At 39.3% G+C, this 19,449-nt stretch carries 18 protein-coding genes, 1 pseudogene and 1 other annotated feature (1 of these 20 running past the window's edge); of the genes and pseudogenes, 15 read left to right on the top strand and 4 right to left on the bottom strand.

What is annotated here, in order from left to right:
• Window positions 1-407: 407 nt before the first annotated feature.
• From PAENI_RS17000 to PAENI_RS16955, 10 genes and pseudogenes are all read left to right on the top strand, one after another.
• Window positions 408-689, top strand: coding sequence for a hypothetical protein (locus PAENI_RS17000; protein ID WP_149646108.1), 282 nt, complete (start codon window positions 408-410; stop codon window positions 687-689).
• Between the two features lie 783 nt (window positions 690-1,472).
• Window positions 1,473-1,982 carry an endonuclease V gene (locus PAENI_RS16995; protein WP_149646107.1) on the top strand — a complete coding sequence of 170 codons (510 nt, stop codon included), beginning with the start codon at window positions 1,473-1,475 and terminating at the stop codon, window positions 1,980-1,982.
• 19 nt (window positions 1,983-2,001) lie between these two features.
• The gene (locus tag PAENI_RS16990) at window positions 2,002-3,330 is read left to right on the top strand and encodes an SMI1/KNR4 family protein (protein ID WP_149646106.1); all 1,329 of its coding nucleotides are present in this window, start codon (window positions 2,002-2,004) and stop codon (window positions 3,328-3,330) included.
• Between the two features lie 694 nt (window positions 3,331-4,024).
• Complete coding sequence (locus PAENI_RS16985) at window positions 4,025-4,480, top strand: VOC family protein (protein WP_149646105.1); 456 nt, start codon at window positions 4,025-4,027, stop codon at window positions 4,478-4,480.
• The gene (locus PAENI_RS16980; RefSeq protein WP_223178966.1) at window positions 4,473-5,147 is read left to right on the top strand and encodes a DNA alkylation repair protein; all 675 of its coding nucleotides are present in this window, start codon (window positions 4,473-4,475) and stop codon (window positions 5,145-5,147) included. Before PAENI_RS16985 ends, PAENI_RS16980 begins: the two co-directional genes overlap by 8 nt.
• A gap of 434 nt (window positions 5,148-5,581) precedes the next feature.
• A complete protein-coding gene (locus PAENI_RS16975) occupies window positions 5,582-6,349 on the top strand; it encodes a tyrosine-type recombinase/integrase (RefSeq protein WP_262495636.1) in 768 nt (255 codons plus the stop codon).
• Window positions 6,350-6,541: 192 nt separating this feature from the next.
• Window positions 6,542-6,985: a GNAT family N-acetyltransferase gene (locus tag PAENI_RS16970; RefSeq protein ID WP_149646104.1), complete on the top strand. Its 444-nt coding sequence runs from the start codon at window positions 6,542-6,544 to the stop codon at window positions 6,983-6,985.
• A 136-nt stretch (window positions 6,986-7,121) separates the two neighbouring features.
• Window positions 7,122-7,679, top strand: a complete 558-nt coding sequence (locus PAENI_RS16965; protein WP_149646103.1) for a hypothetical protein — start codon at window positions 7,122-7,124, stop codon at window positions 7,677-7,679.
• A 428-nt stretch (window positions 7,680-8,107) separates the two neighbouring features.
• On the top strand, window positions 8,108-8,731 hold the full coding sequence (locus PAENI_RS16960) for a hypothetical protein (RefSeq protein WP_262495635.1): 624 nt from the start codon (window positions 8,108-8,110) through the stop codon (window positions 8,729-8,731).
• Between the two features lie 413 nt (window positions 8,732-9,144).
• Window positions 9,145-9,545, top strand: a pseudogene (locus PAENI_RS16955) (NUDIX hydrolase).
• A gap of 125 nt (window positions 9,546-9,670) precedes the next feature.
• Here PAENI_RS16955 and PAENI_RS16950 read toward each other — a convergent pair.
• Window positions 9,671-11,932 carry a PQQ-dependent sugar dehydrogenase gene (locus PAENI_RS16950; RefSeq protein WP_149646102.1) on the bottom strand — a complete coding sequence of 754 codons (2,262 nt, stop codon included), beginning with the start codon at window positions 11,930-11,932 and terminating at the stop codon, window positions 9,671-9,673.
• Window positions 11,933-12,391: 459 nt separating this feature from the next.
• On the opposite strand from PAENI_RS16950, the gene PAENI_RS16945 reads away from it, so the two are divergent.
• The 3 genes from PAENI_RS16945 to PAENI_RS16935 all read left to right on the top strand — a co-directional run bounded on the left by PAENI_RS16945 (window position 12,392) and on the right by PAENI_RS16935 (window position 14,159).
• On the top strand, window positions 12,392-12,847 hold the full coding sequence (locus PAENI_RS16945; protein ID WP_076286277.1) for a VOC family protein: 456 nt from the start codon (window positions 12,392-12,394) through the stop codon (window positions 12,845-12,847).
• Between the two features lie 269 nt (window positions 12,848-13,116).
• Window positions 13,117-13,587 (top strand): peptide-methionine (S)-S-oxide reductase, encoded by a 471-nt coding sequence (locus PAENI_RS16940; RefSeq protein WP_042189217.1) that lies wholly within the window; start codon window positions 13,117-13,119, stop codon window positions 13,585-13,587.
• 212 nt (window positions 13,588-13,799) lie between these two features.
• Window positions 13,800-14,159 carry a hypothetical protein gene (locus PAENI_RS16935; protein WP_149646101.1) on the top strand — a complete coding sequence of 120 codons (360 nt, stop codon included), beginning with the start codon at window positions 13,800-13,802 and terminating at the stop codon, window positions 14,157-14,159.
• 91 nt (window positions 14,160-14,250) lie between these two features.
• Here the strand turns inward: PAENI_RS16935 and dapA are convergent, their stop codons facing one another.
• A complete protein-coding gene (gene dapA, locus PAENI_RS16930; RefSeq protein WP_076300560.1) occupies window positions 14,251-15,147 on the bottom strand; it encodes a 4-hydroxy-tetrahydrodipicolinate synthase in 897 nt (298 codons plus the stop codon).
• A gap of 121 nt (window positions 15,148-15,268) precedes the next feature.
• On the opposite strand from dapA, the gene PAENI_RS16925 reads away from it, so the two are divergent.
• Window positions 15,269-16,144 carry a LysR family transcriptional regulator gene (locus PAENI_RS16925; protein ID WP_042189369.1) on the top strand — a complete coding sequence of 292 codons (876 nt, stop codon included), beginning with the start codon at window positions 15,269-15,271 and terminating at the stop codon, window positions 16,142-16,144.
• Here the strand turns inward: PAENI_RS16925 and PAENI_RS16920 are convergent.
• Window positions 16,127-16,537 carry a VOC family protein gene (locus PAENI_RS16920; protein ID WP_076300561.1) on the bottom strand — a complete coding sequence of 137 codons (411 nt, stop codon included), beginning with the start codon at window positions 16,535-16,537 and terminating at the stop codon, window positions 16,127-16,129. The genes PAENI_RS16925 and PAENI_RS16920 overlap by 18 nt on opposite strands.
• A 283-nt stretch (window positions 16,538-16,820) precedes the next feature.
• Here PAENI_RS16920 and htpG point away from each other — a divergent pair, with 283 nt between their 5' ends.
• Window positions 16,821-18,701, top strand: coding sequence for a molecular chaperone HtpG (gene htpG, locus PAENI_RS16915; RefSeq protein ID WP_076286274.1), 1,881 nt, complete (start codon window positions 16,821-16,823; stop codon window positions 18,699-18,701).
• Window positions 18,702-18,726: 25 nt separating this feature from the next.
• On the opposite strand, the gene PAENI_RS16910 is transcribed toward htpG, so the two are convergent.
• On the bottom strand, window positions 18,727-19,203 hold the full coding sequence (locus tag PAENI_RS16910; protein WP_076286273.1) for a DUF4362 domain-containing protein: 477 nt from the start codon (window positions 19,201-19,203) through the stop codon (window positions 18,727-18,729).
• A 128-nt stretch (window positions 19,204-19,331) separates the two neighbouring features.
• Window positions 19,332-19,449, top strand: a binding site (T-box leader) (it continues 144 nt past the right edge of the window).

Raw genomic sequence — 19,449 nt, 5'->3', positions numbered from 1 at the left:
ACATCACACTATCGTTGTTGATGGTACTCCTCTGGATAGATTGCTTCACAAGTATTATCCTTCAAATAATCTTCTGGGAATGATCCCAACAATTATTGATTGGGTCTGCGACTCGAAAGAGAAATAATGTATTAAAGGAAGGTTCAATTCAGCAAGTAAAGAGGTTGTTTTGCCAGTTCTAATGTGCCCAGATGATTGCGATTTGTCGTGTGCAGTAATTGTAGCAAATGTAGTTAAAACCGATAGGTATATTGAAACTATACCTCAATACACCATCAGGAAAAGGCAACCATTGTTATCAGCTGCCTTTTCCCCGCTAACTGGCAGGTTACGTTAATGAAGGAATTTTACGGGGATCTCTCGAGTAATGAAAAACACCTTAAAAAGCTCAGGTGTTGTATGAATTAATGGCCGGTGAAATCGAAGAACTGCTGGATGAATATGAGGAAGCTGATGCCTCAGTTTTGGATGGATACATGAAACAAAATCCTCGTGCCGAGGCCTTTAGGGTTTTCGAACTGAAGGAAGAGAAAATAAAATCCATTGAAAAACTATTTGCTGGTAATCTCGCGTTCGATGTGGGGGAGTTCGTTGCAGTAGAGAAGTTTAAGGAGTTGCTCGGTATCCAAGAGATGAGCTGGATCCGTTACGAGCGTACAGAAGGCCGAGAAGAGATAGAGTACGTTTAAGGTCCACAAATTATCCGAGGTTGCTGGTTAAATCTGTATCTTCATTATATTAACGGGCACATACTGCTTAACGTTAAAGGTCGCTAAGCTTACGGGAAACGATAGTTCAACAAATAAGGAGCAGTTTGTTACGGCAGCTGCTCCTTTCTTCGTTAAGTTAACGGAGGATAGTTTGTAAATGCTGATATAAGGATGTACATATTTGCTTGTGTAAGAATGTTCTAAAATGATTGGTATAATCCTTAAAAACAGCTGCTAAGCGCTTTTCTAGGATTATATGCGTACAAGTGAGCTTCTTGTATATAGTTTTCTGTGAATATTACATGTATAGAAGTGAATGGTTTGTGAAACAAAACCATTCCAACTCTATATATGCCAACAACTGAAGCGTGAGCGGAAGGCGTTAGTTAGAGGCAAAGATTCTTAATTCTCTGTTATTATACAAGCGTTTTGTACAATCTTATCCAAGCGAAACTGTACATTTAGATTCAATCATTTACACCCTATCCTATTCTTTGGAGGAGGCCGGGGGCAGGATAAAATCCTGTTCCCCGTTGTCGGCGGCGAAATGGCACGTCAAAAATCCAGCCTGTCAAGGGTTTTAGGGTGGAGATTTTTTCTGTGCTGCGCCTGCGGCAGAATAAATACTACCCGCCCCTTGATAGGTTAGATTGGTGGAGTGGTGGTATTGGGATAATCTATAGATCATCCTGCACGGCAAAATGTGATATATTGGCTATAATCTATAGCTTAAAATGAGCTTAAAGGAAGGAATCGCTATCAATGATCATCGCTGTCGATGTGTATTATGAGGAAAATAAAGCGAAATCAGTGGGGGTTATTTTTCAATGTTGGGAAGATTCTAAACCACTCGAAGTCATCATGTCTTATACGGAAAACCCTCACAAATACGAAACGGGTTTTTTCTATAAACGAGAGCTCCCTTGCATACAGGAACTGTTGAAACTTACTGACATAAATAAAATACATACCATTGTTGTGGATGGCTATGTGTACTTAAACAATGAGAAAAAGCCCGGGCTCGGACATTATGTTTACACAAATTTTTCAGGGGAAATTCCAGTGATCGGTGTTGAAAAAAATGCCTTTCACGACAACGAAGCCTTTGTCAAAAAGCTTTACCGAGGCAACAGCTCCAAGCCTTTGTATATAACCTCTGTCGGCATGGAGCTAGCAGTCGCTGCCGAGCACATACAGAGTATGTACGGAGAATACCGATTTCCGCATCTGCTGAAATTGCTGGATAAGCAAACGAAGGAAGCCCGGCTATAATCAACAGGGGGGATTCAATATGTTGTTTTGGAAGAAAGAAACACAACTTGATCGAATAAAAAACAAACTCGAAAAGGCCATGCGTAAAGATACGGCTTTTTTGGTGTTTGGAGCATCTTCACATAAATACAAGGTTTATGAAGTGCTTACAGCAAAAGAGCTTGCGGACTGGCAAGCAAAGAATCAAGTCACACTTCCGGAGCCTTATGCCCAGTTTTTAACGAAAGTCGGAAATGGAGGTGCCGGGCCTTATTACGGGATTTATTCGATTGAAAAAGCAACTTCCTATACCGAAAGAAATGCATTCACTACAAAATGCGTTCTACACCCGAGAATGACAAAAGAAAAATGGAACCATCTGATCGAGCCACTGATCAGTGATGAAGACATCTCCGACCCGGAATACGACGCCGCCCGTGATAGGGTGATGGGCGGCATGTTGTGCATTGGCACACAAGGCTGTGAATACGATATGTATCTCGTACTTGAAGGGAAACACAGGGGGAAAATCATTTACACTGCAGTTTTTTACCCTGATCATCCCTTTTTCTTTGTCTATGAAGACAACTTTCTGGACTGGTATGAGCGCTGGCTGGACGAAATTATTCTGGATTATGATATCGCGTGGTTTGGCAGTAGAATGCCGGGCGATGAAAATGCGTTGATACAGGTTTATCAAAAAGCCCCAAACGAAGAAATCAAATCAAAAGCGCTTGATGGAATGTTCAAGTTTAAGAAAATCTCGCAGCCAACCATTGATTTTTTAAGGAGCGTTGCTGAGCAAAGACAAAATGATCGCACCACAGCCATTCAGCTAATCTGCAAAACCTCTTTTGATGCGGGAAGAGACTATCTTCTGGAGCTGTTGTATTCTGAAAGAAATGAAGATTTTTTACAAGCTTTAATGATTCTGAATTGGTACAGTAAATCTTTTGATTTAGCGGAATTTATAAAAGTGATATTGCAAAGTCTTGACAGGGTTCACGATTCGGAAACGTTACGTCATGTGGGGTATGTTTTGGAATCTTCCGGCGCGATTACACTTCAGAACTTTGCGTCCTTTTTGTGCCACACCGACTCGAATATTCAATCTGCCGCAATCTATGCCACACGCAATTGCAATGACAAATCGGAAAGTTGGGAAATCATTGAACAGATGTTAGTGGGTGGCGATAAGGAGGTTGTGAAAAACACTATTTTATTTTGGGGCGTTATCCCTCATGAGAAGTTATTGCGTCATTATAAGGTTGCATGGCCGGAATATAAAAGCAATATTAATTTCAGAGAAAAATTTACAGGTTGTTTGAAAAAATTAAATTTGCCAGATGATTATTTTGACAAAGAATAATTTAATTACTCATTATTCATACAATGCGGATGCATGACCATAAATCAAACTTTATCCTATAAATGTTAGTGGGTCTAATATCTACAAGACCAACAACCAATTAGTTTTAGGCAGGTCACGGTTTACACCGTGGCCTTATTTTTCTGTCGAATGACAAGAATATAAGCCGATTAATTACCGCGTAAATCGTGGTTTTATTGTTTTATCGGTAAATATTCTTGTCAATGTACAATGTCAAGAATATGTACCGATTGCCAAAGAGCTATTAAGTTTTCTCACGAAGGCTCATTTATTCGTGAAATTTGTCAGCTTGATAAGTGACGATAGATAACGCTCTACAGGAATGCTAACGGGAAACGATAGTTCAACCATGACAAGGCTGCCAGCACGATTGGCAGCCTTGCTGCGCTAACGGGCAGGATAGCTCAGTAATTTCGCGAATACTCAACATACGGAATTATTCACGAAGTTCGCGAATAAGACGTTGTCTGAAACCCCTGATTATATAAACACAGAAACAAGAACGCTAGTTTGCATTTTTGTTTTAGGATAGAATGAAAGTACACTATCAAACTACCTTGGTTTAAAAGGTTGCAAACCAAGTCTGCAAAAACAATTAAGACATTTTTGATTACTCATATTTATATAGAAAACTATTTTTACTATTTTGATATTAAACACTGAGGAGGTATATATGCATCTAGGTTCAATTTATTTGATAGTAAGGGATTTTAATAAGTCAATTAAATTCTATGAGAAGTTATTAGAAATGTCAGTAAGTGCTCAAAATATGCAGCGATTTGCTCAGTTTGAGTTTGGTGGGAAGAATATTTCTATTATGAATGGTTATTTTGATGCTTTGAATCCAAATTTGACTGTGAAAAAAGGGGAATATGTAGAGGAGTTTGATAATTTAGTTGCAATAGTTGAAGCTGAAAATACACACAAGTTTGTACTAAATTTCTGGACTGAAAATTTGGAACAAGAAAGAGAAAGAATAGAACAGTTGGATATTAGCGGTGAATTGACCAGTATCAAATATGTTAATAATGTTAGACCATATTATTACTTTCAACTAACAGACCCAGATGGAAATATTATAGAAATCACTGGTCCATATTCACCCAAAAAAGGAGAATTCGATGAATAATATATTCGAATATATTAACAACGAAATTGAATTCTTGATTGAGAACAAACCAATGGGGACTCATATCAAAACGGGTGATATACGAAAATTATCGGGCAAGGTATTCAGAATGCTTCCTGATCAAAAGATAGAGCATATTTTGCCATTATGTGAATGTTTACTGGAAGAACGTCACTGGGAAAAGGGAGTTATTGCTTTTGATTGGGCGAATAGGGTACATAAGCAATATACTAAGAATACATATTCTGTTTTTTATTTGTGGTTAAAAAAATATGTACGTGGCTGGGGAGATTGTGATGATTTTTGTACCCATGCATTTGGAAATTTGCTTTTACAATATAAAGAACTATTTACCAATGTATTAGAATGGACAGAAGATGATGACTTTTGGGTTCGAAGAGCATCTGCAGTAATTCTTATTCAATCTATAATGCGAAATGATTTTAACAGATTAAGGCCATTTTACATTGCAGATAGGTTAATAAATGATAAACATGAATTAGTTCTTAAAGGATATGGTTGGATGCTTAAGTCTTTTTCACAAGTAAATAAAGAAGAGGTAATGGGTTATCTTATTAAAAATCACAAAAATATGCCAAGAGTTTCTTTTAGATATGCGATAGAAAAAATGGATAAAGAAAGTCGTTCGTTTCTTATGAGTTTATAAAATCATTGTAATAATATAATTTTACAGAGTCTGATAAAAAAGATAGATATAGAGTTTGAGAAGATGTTTTGAAGGCAATCCGAAGAAGCCAGGGGCATCAGACAACACCGTATTCACGCTGCGGGGCTATCGCCCCTTGGTGTCAGATGTCAATCAAGGATGAAACTCAGACAACAAATGGACCATCCTAAGATAAGAGCTATCTATGAATGGTCCATTTCGTGAATACAAGAACGTTATACGACATGGGCATATAAACACTGTCTGAAGCCCTTGCTGAGGCAGTAATCGTTTTTAGTAAAGGCTATTATAACCGATGAAATTCATATGATTCATTACGCTAACGGGAAACGCTAGCTCAAGCAGGTTAGAAGATTAAAACCTCTCTTTAGAAGCAAACCTAGTTGTAATAGCTTCTAAGGGGAGGTTTTATTATGAAGTTAAGTGAGTTGTGGCATCTATATGAGGCTGATAAACGAATTCAAGGATATAGTCCGAGAACATTGAACGCCTACGTCCTCCAAAACAAAATGCTAATGACGGAACTAGGTGATCCCGAGATAGCGGAGATTACATTGCCAATGCTGAAGCAATATTTGGCGAAACAAGCAGAACGTTTGAAGCCAAGCAGCCTAGGGCATCGAATTCGTTTCGTCCGATCCCTATTTCGCTATGCGTATGAAGAGACTTACCTGACTTCAAATCCTTCTTTAAAACTAAGAGAACCCAAATTGGACAAGCGAATTCCTAAGTTTTTAGTCGAGGAAGATGTTATTCATCTTAAAATCTCGTGCCAATCATTAAGAGAAAGAGCGCTGCTTGAGCTTCTCTATTGTACTGGCTGTCGAGTCGGGGAAGTAGAGAGGATAAACATCGAGGATCTCAATTGGGAAAACTGCTCTATAGTCGTAAACGGTAAGGGCTCCAAGCAGAGAGAAGTGTACTTTACGACAGAGTGCAAAGTATGGTTAAGGAAGTACCTGACCAGTCGTGGAGATACCTGTAAAGCCTTATTCGTAACGGATACCAACCCAACTAAACGCATGGCTATTCCTTCAATAAGGTGGGCATTAAAACGGCTTGCAGATCGAGGAGAGATTGAAACGAATGTTTATCCGCATCGCTTTCGACATACCTATGCTTGCCAACTCCTTGATAACGGTGCTCCCTTGGAATTTCATCCAAGGTATGTTGGGTCATGAGAAAGCCTCAACCACGCAAATATACGCACAACTTCGTGGCGAACGCAGGAGAGAAATGTATCGACGATTTTTTTAGCATATAATAGCGGCAGATCCCTTTTAGAAATCTGCCGCTATTCAACTAAAGGGCAGGATTGCTTCATTTAATTGACGAATACTTTATTGTGAATATTTTAATAACGGGGGCAGGGTATGGAAATTAAAATACGAGAAATTATAGCAAACGATTATACTGAAGTTGTTTTCTTATGGAACAATGTACTTGGCGTTCATACTGTTACGGATGAGAACTTTCGCGTTAAGATGGAACAGATGAGAAAGGCAGGCAACTACAAAACGTTTGTAGCGTTACTTGAGAACCATGTTGTTGGTTTTATATCTAGCGTTCATGCATTAGCTGTAGGGTCTGCGAATGATTATCTGCATATAACCGGACTTGCTGTACATAATGATTTTCAGCGACATAAGGTAGGCACTAAACTGTTAAGATACACTGAAAATTATGCGAAAGATTGCGGAATATCCAGCATAATTCTATGCACCGGGATGAAGCGAACCGAGGCTCATGCTTTCTATGAACATAATGGCTATGACAAAGATTCATACTGCTTTGATAAGTTTATTAAACTTGACTAATGAATAACTATTTTGCGTTAAACTAACGGGCAGGAGAGCGTAAGCATTTCGACGAATACTTCATACATAAGAAAATTCACGAAGTTTGTATATAAGGCGTTATATGAAACCGCGGTGCAAGGAAAGGATTGAAATCATGGATCCGATCAATGAAGAAATTATAGAATGGTTTCACTCAGTCTTGAGGAATAAACTTTCAACAAAGGAATTTGAAGAGTGGCTTTATGACAAAGAAGAGATACTTGAAGAATCATTAGGTAAAGATGTCTATTTTAGATTGATTAATCTAAATTATAATTCTAAATATGTGATGGATGAATTAGAAGGGCAACTTACAAAAATTCTTAATTATAGGTCAGTTGAAGAGTTTAAGATCAGAGATCTATTAAATCGATTTGTTTATATTGAGGAGGAATTCATTAGTTCTTGTTCACACATTTACAGGGAGTATTGTAATGGATATTCCTTTTTTAGGATGATAGCCCTTAAATATATTGTATTTGATTACGATGATCAACTTGCAGACCCAGTTAAAAGGTCAGAGTTTTCCCGACAATATAAAGATGAATTGTTAAATGAAGGATTGAGATTGCTTAGTTTTTTTGATTCTAATGAAATAGAAATAATTAGTGAGAATGAGTACGTAGATAAGAGACATAAGGATCTGAAGATTGAAGAGCAATATTGGACGTAATTTAAGGCTTAAAAAAAGATGTTGTTATATTGCTTGAATCAATTGTTTTTTTGGCTATTGGCTTGTTACTTACTGTAAATGTAGCAAGTAAAATTTATGAGAGTTTTGGAATTGAATTCTTTACTCAACTCTCAGCAGCCCCCTTTTAATGCTAGATTGATGACTTTCAAACTTCCAACAACATTGTACCATATATTGGGGTTTTTATGTTATCGTGTCGTTAAGCTAACGAGGAACTAGAGTTCAATAATGAGGGCTGCCGAGAGGTAGCCCTTTGTTCAACTAACGGGCAGATTAGTGGAGTAAAGATATGGTAAAATATATAACATGCCCCCTTGATGGTTAAGGAGACTGACTTGGAATATTCTTAAGTCAATCGATAGCAAATTATACAAGGATAAGGTGTGATGCGGATGACTGATTTTACAATGATTAAAAAGCTGTTTCATATTACGAAACGAAACGGGTTTAGTCATGACGAGATACAAACCATTAAAAATAATTTTGGTGAATTGCCCCAGGTGTTTATAGATTATTATTTGGAACTCGGTAAAGACGAGCGGCTGAACCATACGCAAGATAGTTTGATCAAGCCCGAGCAATTCCAATACTTCAAGCATAGCGAATATTTAATTTTTTATTGCGAGAATCAGCGTGCCTGTGTCTGGGGAATCCATAGGAACGATTTATCCAGGTCCAATCCCCCTGTCTATATGAGTTACGATGAAAAGGTATGGAAAATGGAATTTGAAACATTGACCGATTTTTTTCAGGCGATGGCCTATTTGCAAACCGTATTCGCTCTTGAATACGGCTGTGAATCGTTCTATTCCATTGAACAAACCGATTTGGATTTTATTCGTGAAAATTTTAAAAACAAAGGTATTTCCTTTCGGCATTGGATTGGCATCGAATTTTATGGGAATTACGATGACAGCATAATAACGGTGATGAATAATGACGATAGTTTTGATTTGATTTATGCTTCAAGCGACAAAGAACATTTTGATGAAATGGATCGGGTTCTCTCAAAACTAGGAGTAGTACTTTGAAATTTTCTGTTTCAAGAAGTCAACAAAATAGGGACTTCAGAATGTCATCAATAAGTTAAATAGCTTGGAATAGCCTTACAGAAGAAGTGCGAAAAATAGAGTTAAATCCAGTGGGGCAAGCATCTGTTGTACTGTTTGGAATTGAGGATGAACGAAATGCTAATTGGATAAAAAAATAATTGTTCAAATCAGATAAAAGATAAATTTGTTGCAGTTACCTTAAAAACTAAAGACGATGAAAGGCTTGGTCCAATTATTATATATATTGATGTCCTGAGAAAATAAAGTTGTAGACTGAGAAAAAAAGTATTAGACTAGCGGACGCTTCATTAAGCTAACGGGCAGTTTAGTTGAATAAAATTCTGTTATGATTTAATTAATTGAACCTTAAAACTTAGAAGTGATAGTAAGAAATGCTCAGAGTAGATGTAGCTTATGCTTTTATTTATAAGGAAGATGAAAAAATCCTGATGGTTAATAACTAGGGGGGGAGTTGGTCACTTCCTGGTGGCGCAGTTGAACAAGGGGAAACTTTAGAACAGGCAGTTATTCGTGAGACTAAAGAAGAAACAGGTTTAACAATTGAAGTTAGAAAATTGTAGCTGCTAATGAAGCGATTTTTTTAGGAAAAGGGGCATCACGTTTTATTCATAACCTTTAAAGCATAGATGGAGAAATTTCAATTCAAGATAAAGATGAAATTTCAGAAATAAAATGGATAGACATACAAAGAGCTAATGAATTAATGCCATATCATTCAGATGGAGTAGAAGGTTTACTTACATCCTCGTCACCTTATACATTTCAAGTTTAACCTCGTTCTTCTTCAACTTTGATTAACAGAAGTGAGGAAGAACGACAGGCTAAACACAAACAGAACGCGCCGATTGAGCATCGGCACGCGCTGGCTGCATAGCTTTTTTCATCTATTCATATTTGCTAGAAATTAGGTGCCAATCGAACAAGTTTATCCGGAGTGCCGTCACCGTTTTTATCGCCATTATTACTGGTGACGAAATAAAGCGAACCGTCTGGCGCTTCGACAATGTCGCGGATGCGGCCATATTTATTCAAAAACAAATAATTAAGCTCACTACTTTTAATCGTCGGCTTGCCGTTTTGTTCTCCAATTACCATGCGAATGATCTGTTTACCTTTTAAATTGGTAACAAGAAGATTTCCTGCCCACGGCCCTTGGGTTACAAAAGCTATGCCAGAGGGTGCCCAGGTTGTGCCATTGGCATAAATAAGCGGAGGCGTAATGCCTGGTTGATTCTGATTCCCGCCCTCATATTTAGGCCAACCGTAATTGTTACCGGGTTGAATGAAATTAATTTCGTCCTTAGAGGATTCACCATGCTCTGATACAAAAAGACGGTTCGTTCCAGGCTGCCATGCTAATCCTTGAGGATTGCGGTGTCCCCGGCTATAAATCGGAGAGTCACCAAACGGATTGTCGCTTGGAATGGTGCCGTCCAAATTCAGACGGAACATTTTTCCTCCGAGATAAGTCAGCGTATCGTCTTTGTTTCCGTAGTTGCCGTCACCGAAATACAATTTGTTGTCTGGGCCTATTTTTAAACGGCCGCCATTGTGATAGACCGCACCAGGAAGATTAGTGATAAGAACCTTGTCTACTGTAGCGATGTTGTTATTTTCTTTAAGGCGAACGACCCTATTGGCTACTTTATTGTCTGAGGTTTTGTAGGAATGATAGATATAGATGTAATGATTGGTGGAAAAATTAGGATCGAGCGCTAGTCCCAATAAGCCGCCTTCGCTCTTGGGCATGTAATAAAAAGGCGAGCCCAGAGTAATGACTGGCGTTGATTTCAAATTCCCGTTCACAACGACACGAACTCTTCCGCTGTTGCGTTCCGTGAAGAAGATCCGTCCATCCGGTGCAAAATCGATAGCCCATGGTGTTTCCAGGTTGTTTGCGACAACCTCTGGTGTATAAGGATCTGAAGAGGCAGGGTTGGTTTTGACTGACAACGTATTACTTGCCGCGGATATGTTTCCTGCTAAATCTCTTGCTTTTACGGTAAAGTTGTACGTGGTATTTGCCGTAAGCCCTGTTACATTGAAGGATGTCGTAGTCGTGCTACCGGCTAATGTGTCATTTCTATAAATGTCGTACTCATAGACGCTTACGTTATCTGTCGATGCCGTCCAGTTCAAATTGACTGACGAAGATGTTTGGCTTGAGCTTATGAGTGCTGTCGGGGCAGTTGGGGCCTGCGTATCGGTTTGGGTTGTCGTTTTCAGTGTTAGAGGACTGCTGGCATTGGAAATATTCCCTGCCGCATCTTTGGCCTTGACAGTGAAATTATATGTGGTATCCGGCGTTAAGCCGGTAAAGTTGTAGGTAGTAGCCGTTACATTCGCTTGCGTCAATACATTGTCTTTGTACAAGTCATAGTCCTTCACGCCAACATCATCCAGCGATGCGGTCCAGGATATTTTAGCTGTTGTATCCGTTACACTGTTTGCTTGCAAGTTTGTCGGTTCGGTAGGCGGGAATACATCTCCGGTGGCGTTTACTTTCACCTTGTCAAAGGTGGCCGTGCTTAAGCTGGATACATTATGGCTGGTGACAGCCAATCCTACATACAACGAAGCATTCATGTTTAGAGTCAAATTGCCCAAATCGCCCCAGTTCAAACCGTTGTTGGATACATATCCTTTGATGACGTTGCCTTTGCGTTCTAGCTTTACCCAGGCCGGGCTCGTCGAAGCAATTTTAACGCTTTGGGAAGTTCCGCCCGTTTCAGTCCGGTACTGGAAGGTGAACCCGTTGGAAGGCGTCAATAGTAAATCGACATGCTTGGAATCAGCATTCAGCGTTTCCCTTATCATGATACCCGCTTTCGCGAAATCGTGTGAATTGGTCTGAGAAGAGACAAGGGCAATAATGGCGCCGTCTCCCGTCCAGGGCTGATACATATAATTGAACTGATCTGATTTGCCCCAAATGTCCGTACCCGCGCCGCTTACAGAAAATTGGTCAGCAGCCGGATCGTAAGAAGCGCTGCCCGTTATTGCTGGCGAACCGATATTTTTTTGCTTCCACGGATTCGGTACAGCAGCAGCCACAGTTTCTTCCTCAACCTCTGCCTCAGCGAAGCCTGATGTAGGTAATAAAGCGAGTAGCATACAAAAGCAGAGACTTAAAGCCATAATTTTGCTTCGTGTAATCATCGCTACACTTCCTTTTTAGTTTTTGGAATGACAATAGGGAATTGCTTTGACAAACAATGAACTCCTCCTCCCTCAAAGTTAAACCGCTTACACTTTCGGTTTATATTTTACCACATATGGATAAAAAAGGATTCGATCTCAAAAAAATAAGATTTTTAATTTTTATACACAAGCAGTCCAATTCTATGATGCCCTTCTTATTTATAATTGCGGGAAAGAGCCTCTTAGTTAATATAGATAATCTTCGAAGGGTTAAATTTGTCATGAAGGAAGGCAAAATTATATTCCGCTAACGGGACACTATAGTTCAACACTGAGAGGGGCTGTCGCTAGACAGCCTTTCGTTACGCTAACGGGCAGTTTAACGTAAACATAATTGTATTTACTTCTCGTGAAGGATATATCGAAATGATGCCGAAAGATTTTACATAATTCTACCAAAAAAATGGAGGGATTTGTGTGAATGATGAAGTAATCGAAAAGAAAGAAAAGTCCAGAATAATACTGGGAAAACTGATTCAGGTTCGTCTAGTTTCCGACCTGCAGAAATCGCAGTCCTATTACCGTGATTGCCTCGGATGTTCTGTGGATGATTGGGGACATGCGGAACGCGATGAAGTGTCCTTCATACTTCAGCAAGCTGTTTCAAGCGAGGATGTAAAACCAAATGTCGTCTCTGCAAAGCGCCCGAATTATCCTACAGAATGGATAGGTCCTGACTACGGCTGGGATACTTTCCTACACATCGGTTGGGAGGAACTAGACCAATTTGTCGAAGAAGTGCGTGTGAATGGTGGCAATATCGGAATAGAACCGTTTACGGGGGCACACGGCGATTGGGAATTTAAGAATGCCCATATCCTTGATCCTGACGGATACAATATTGTTCTAGGTGCAATGCGAAAGATTAAGTAACGATAGTTTGTCATTAAGCTAACGGGACAAGATAGTTGAATAATCCATCACATTGATAAGCAGGTGCTTCAGTATCCTGCTCTTTTTATTAAGCTAACAGGCAGGTTAGTTGAACAGTGTTGTTTAATTTGTGTTCAACAATCGGTACATAATGTGGAATAAGAAAATTTGTCATTATTTTAATGTGTAGTAGACTTAGTAACTACAGTTTTTTCTTCCTATTTAGTTGGAATGAATTTTTTGGTTTTTAAACGAAGAGGAGAGTCAATATGGAAGTAGTATATTTTGCAGGTGGATGTTTATGGGGAGTACAAGCTTTTATAAAAACTTTACCTGGAGTTAAGTTTACAGAAGCAGGAAGAGCTAATGGAACAAGTCATACACTTGAGGGTGATTATGATGGGTACGCCGAATCTGTAAAAACAGGATTTGATCCGACAGTTGTAACGATCAGTGAATTAATGGGGTATTTATTTGAAATCATTGATCCATACAGTTTGAATAAACAAGGACAGGACGTTGGCGAGAAATACAGAACAGGAGTATATAGTGAAAAGCCTGAACACTTAAAAGAGGCGAAGGCGTTTCTTAGTGAGAGAAATGATTATGACCTTATAGTTGTTGAAGTATTACCTCTCATAAACTATGTGAGAAGTGCAGAAGAACATCAAGATAGATTAGCTAAATGTCCAAATGATTATTGTCATATTCCAGAAGAAATATTAAGCAGGTATAAGTAAGGGAGAATATTAAACTAACGGGGAACGTTAGTTCAATAACAGCGTGAGTCTAAGACTTTATTTATCAAGTCTTGTTCTGCCGCTGCTTCTTTTAATGAATCAGTCTAAAACTAATTTTTTAAAAACTGAGTAATCTCCAATTCAAAACCCCCGTTAAATCAACAACTCCAGTCTAATACTTTATTTTCACCGAACAAGAAGATTTAAGTGAGATGTTTGGCAGGAAAAACTATCCTGATTATCTAGCCATCGCATTTGGAAATATGGCAGGAGATGTTTCTGAAGGGCGTATTAGTGAACTTATGATGAAGAGGGGGGATGAATCCGAATTTGGGCTTGAAATGGTTCTGAAAAAGCTGCAGTTAGTTGAACCTGCTAGAGCATTTAATTTATCTCGGAGGATTCTAAAAGATCCAAATTGGCGAATTTTATGGTTAGATGTTTTTGGTTACTTGGCCACGATCGATAGCGTTGAGGTTGAGGATATATTTATACAATATGAAATCGAGAATGAATATGACCCGCGGGATAATTGCAGAATGATTGCTGATGAATATTTAAGGAATAGATAATATCAGAACATTAGTTACAGAGAATTTAAATTCACAAAAAAAATAGCCGCTAAACAGTTCCTCACTGTATAACGGCTGTTATATTTTCTCTTTATGCAGTCGCTTCAATTGCATTGTCCTGAACATAAGAACTAAGCTCTTGCTGAAGCGCTGTGCTGATGGAAGTCATTGGGAGGCGAAGCGTATCCGAATTGATTAGGCCATTCTGGCTAAGCATCCATTTGATTGGAGCGGGGTTCGATTCCTTGAACAAGAGACGGATGATCGGCAGTAGTTGTTCAAAGTTTTCTTTTGCCAAGTCGAATTGACCCGATTTGAAGGCTTCGTATATACGGATACATTCTGCTGGATAAACGTTCGCAGTAGCAAGCATGCCACCAGCTGCTCCAGCGCTAAGCATTTCATAAAAGAGTGAATCGTCGCCGCCAAGCACAGGTTTGCTACCTGTACGAACTAGCTCAGTAACCATTTTGGTGCTACCTGAGCAGTCTTTTAATCCGACAACATTATTCATTTCTAGGATTGTGCGTGCAGTGTCTAGGGTCATAGCAGTACCAGTACGACTTGGAATGTCATAAGCCATGATTGGAATACCTACTTCTGCTGCTTTGCGGAAATGGGCAATGATGCCCTCTTGCGATGGACGACTATAATAAGGGACGACTACTAGTGCGCAATCTGCACCAAGGTTAGCTGCGATCTCTGTGCGTGCTACCGTAGAAGCTGTGTCATTGGTTCCTGTACCGACTACTAAGGGGATAGATGTAGATTGTAAAAGCTCACGAGAAGTGTTTACTAGAAGCTGCATTTCATTTACGGTTACAGTTGGCGATTCACCGGTGGTTCCATTAACGACCAGACCTTGTATGCTGTTGTTAATAATGTTCTTTACATAACGCTGATACGAATCCAGATCGACTTCACCAGCAGCATTGAACGGGGTGACCACGGGGACATAAATTCCATAAATCTGTTGTTCTGTAAGCATAAATTATCGGCCTCCAAAATATTTTAATTCCTCTACATACACTTTACCATGGAATGTTGCATCGTCGTTAGCTATAATAAATGATGTGTATCATCAAAAATATTGATGTTAGGGTGAGGTTATGGATTTAACCTATTTACGAACATTCCGCGAGGTAGCTAAACGTCAGAGCTTTACACGGGCTGCTGAAGAGCTGGGTTACGCGCAGTCGAGCGTTACGATGCAAATACAGAAAATAGAGAAGGAATACGGAGTGCCATTGATAGAAAGGCATGGTCGACAGCTGCGTCTTACCCCGCCTGGAGAAGAGTTGTTGAAGCTATTCGTGGAGATTTTGGATCTGTATGATCGTTCTAAAGAAACCATCGCCCAGCAAATTGGAGGTACGCTAACGATTGGTACAATTGATTCATTAGCTGCTTTCTACTTACCACCCTACTTACAGCAGTTGAGGACGAAATTTCCGAAACTTGATATCCATCTACAAACGATGCAGGAAGCTAACCTCTTGGCCAAAATAAAAGATGGGGAAGTAGACATTGGTTTGATGCTCGATCGTACCACTACGGATTCTTTACTTGATCGTACGATCATTAGAGATGAACCACTCGTGTTGATAGCCCCCATTAACCATCCCCTTGCCCAGATGGATACAGTAACGCTACAGGATCTAAATAACTGCGAATTAATTGTTTCTGAAGAGAGCTGTATTTACCGGAGTCTGTTCGAGAATTTGTTAAAAGAGCACGGGATTATATTCCGCATAGGTTTTGAGCTTTCGAATCTAGAAGCGATCAAACGATGTGTTATGAATGGTTTAGGGATTGCATTATTACCTAAAATTGTTGCAGAGGAAGAAATTGAGCGGGGGAACTTGGCTGAGCTGCCATTCGCACATCAAGAAATTCATTTTGATCTGCAGCTTTTGATGCATCCTAAGAAGTGGAAGTCTCAGCCATTGCAATTTCTAACGCAAATGTTACTTGCAAATCATTAGTTTATTCCCATCAGGGTCTTTCACCACAAACCATTGTTGATCTTGAATTTCGGTTACTATCTCTACACCGAGCTCCTTCATATAGTTGAAAGAGGCTTGCAAATCATCGGTTATAAGCATAAGAGCAGGTGTTGTAATTGGAGGAGCCCCTTCAGGCTCTAAACCTCCCCACATGGGCATGGTGTCCAGAATGATCCCAGTGCTTCCTTGCATAGTTAACGGGCATAAATGACCGTTCATAATCGGATGATCTGCTTCCTGGAGTCCTAGGACTTGGCAATACCAGCTACGGGCTTTTTCAATATCGTGTACGGGGATAAATACACTGCCAATCAAATTCTTAATGGGACTTGTTGCTGAAGAATTTACAATGGACTGCGCGTGTTTATTCATTCGAATTCCTCCTAGGTCTGATAATGATAACCCTTTATTTGGAATTTATGCATCTAGTCTATTTAAAACATAGAATCAGCCTACGCGCAAGTGGGTCATTAATGATCAATAAAATCTTAAATTTGTATGCAAAAGATAGCATTCTTTAAAGAAAGTCGCTGTAAATATTGACATTCAAAATCAGTTTATGTTATATAAAAAGAAGAATTAGCACTCATCTAACAAGAGTGCTAATCACGAAATGTTGGACAAGATGTTATTTTGAAAGGGGATTTACTTATTCATGGCCAAAAAAGAGTTTAAAGCCGAATCGAAAAGATTGCTGGAAATGATGATTAACTCCATTTATACACAACGGGAAATTTTTCTGCGCGAGTTGATTTCCAATGCAAGTGATGCAATTGATAAGATCTATTACAAAGCATTAGCTGATGAAAGCCTGGTCTTCAATAAAGAAGATTATTATATTAAAGTGACTGCCGATAAGGCGAACAGAACTTTGACGATCTCCGATACAGGTATCGGGATGACACAAGAAGAGCTAGAGAATAACTTAGGAACAATCGCGAAGAGCGGATCTCTTGCATTTAAGAAAGAGAACGAAGCCAAAGATGGTCACAATATCATCGGACAGTTCGGTGTTGGCTTCTATGCTGCGTTTATGGTAGCAGATGACGTAATTGTGATCAGTAAGGCGCTTGGTAGCGACGAGGCCTTTAAATGGGAGTCTAAGGGCGCTGATGGCTATACTATCGAGCCTGTCGAGAAGGATTCTGTAGGTACTGAAGTGATTTTGAAGATTAAAGAGAATACCGAAGAAGATCAATACGATGAATATTTGGAAGAGTATCGCCTGAAATCCATCATTAAAAAATATTCTGACTTCATTCGTTTCCCAATTAAAATGGACGTGAAGGAGCAGAAGCCAAAAGAAGGCACAGAGAACGAGTTCGAGGAAGTTGTTCAAGAACAAACCGTGAACAGTATGGTGCCAATCTGGCGGAAGAACAAAAACGAGCTGACTACAGAAGATTACGATAACTTCTATGCAGAGAAACGTTACGGCTTCGATAAGCCGCTTAAACATATTCATATCAGTGCAGATGGTGCTGTAGTGTATAATGCGATCTTGTTTATCCCAGAAAATACACCATTTGATTATTACACAAAGGAATATGAAAAAGGTCTTGAGCTCTATTCCAATGGTGTATTGATCATGAACAAATGTGCGGATCTGCTGCCTGACTATTTTAGCTTTGTAAAAGGTATGGTAGATTCAGAGGATCTTTCGCTAAACATCTCCAGAGAAATGCTCCAGCATGACCGTCAGCTGACTCTGATCGCTAAGAACATTAAGAATAAAGTGAAGAGTCAACTGCAAAGCTTGCTGAAGGATGAAAGAGAGAAATACGAGCAGTTCTATAACGCTTTTGGCAGACAGCTTAAGTTTGGTGTGTATAACGATTATGGAATGCACAAAGATACACTTCAAGATTTGCTGATGTTCTACTCCTCCAAGGAGAAGAAGCTGGTAACACTGGACGAATATGTATCAAGAATGCCAGAAGATCAGAAGTACATCTACTATGCATCCGGAGAGTCGATCGACAGAATCGAAAAGCTCCCACAAACCGAGCTTGTATCGGATAAAGGGTATGAAATTCTCTACTTCACTGATGATATTGATGAATTTGCGATCAAGATGATCATGTCTTATAAAGAAAAAGAATTTAAATCCGTATCCAGTGGTGATCTGGGTATCGAAGCAGACGAAGCGGACAAGCCAACGGAAGCGGAAGAGAACGAAAACAAGGAGCTTTTTGAAGCGATGAAGGACATCTTGTCCGGCAAAGTGAAGAATGTTAAAGCTTCCAAACGTTTGAAGACTCATCCGGTATGCCTCTCTGCTGAAGGTGAACTGACAATCGAGATGGAAAAAATCCTGAAATCGATGCCGAATGGGCAAGAGGTTCAAGCGGATAAGGTACTCGAAATCAACATCCATCACGAAGTCTTCCAGTCTTTGAAAGCAGCAGCTGAGAACGATAAAGAGAAGCTCGGTTTATACACGAACCTGCTATACAACCAAGCTCTGCTGATCGAAGGTCTACAGGTTAGTGATCCTGTTCAATTCACTAATGATATTTGCAAAATCATGAAATAGATATTAGAAAAGCCATTCTATCGTATTACGATTGGGTGGCTTTTTTTGTGCGGAAAAGGTAGTAATCTATTTCAGAGTCATTATTTGTGCAACCGCTGATCGAATAGATTATTTCACCTTGTGTGTTTTTTTTACTCGTCACTTCGGAGCAGGTATCGGTTCTAACTCCTGTGTTACTTCCACCGAATGCATCATTAGAAGTATCGTAGCTATAACTAATTACATTGCCATCAAACTTCAAATCCTTAAATATGGGATCGCCCTCATCTGTGTAACTTGTAACTCGTATATTGTCTGCTTTTTTGCTGGATAGATTAGTTATAAATTGCTCAAATTTATCGAGGTTGTACACTTTTTCAAAAGAAACAATATCCCCTCTACTGATGGCTTTTTCGGAAGTATAGGGTTCACTTTTGGGAACAGAATTAACCTTATTATCGGAACAACCCCATACCCCTGCTAGTAAAAGAACAGAGAGTATAAGCAAGTTTACTTTTTTCATTGAAGGACCTCCTCCTTGTAACTTATTTATATAAAAGACGAAAATTAATTGAAAAAGTTACAGTGAGCTTGATGTTTCACATTGACAATAAACGGAAAATTAAGTATCATTTCCAGTAACTTGAATATTCAAAGGCAAAGAAGAGAAAGAGTACCACGGCAATTCTTTCTACAGAGAGCTCCGGTCGCTGAAAAGGAGTAAAGAAAAACCTTGGGAATATGGTCTCAGAGCTGCGCATCGAAACCT

This window comes from Paenibacillus sp. B2(2019) (genome assembly GCF_008370385.1).
Lineage (GTDB): Bacteria > Bacillota > Bacilli > Paenibacillales > Paenibacillaceae > Paenibacillus_AQ.
Note: the sequence above shows the minus strand (reverse complement) of the source record. Positions and strands in the feature narration are given on the sequence as shown.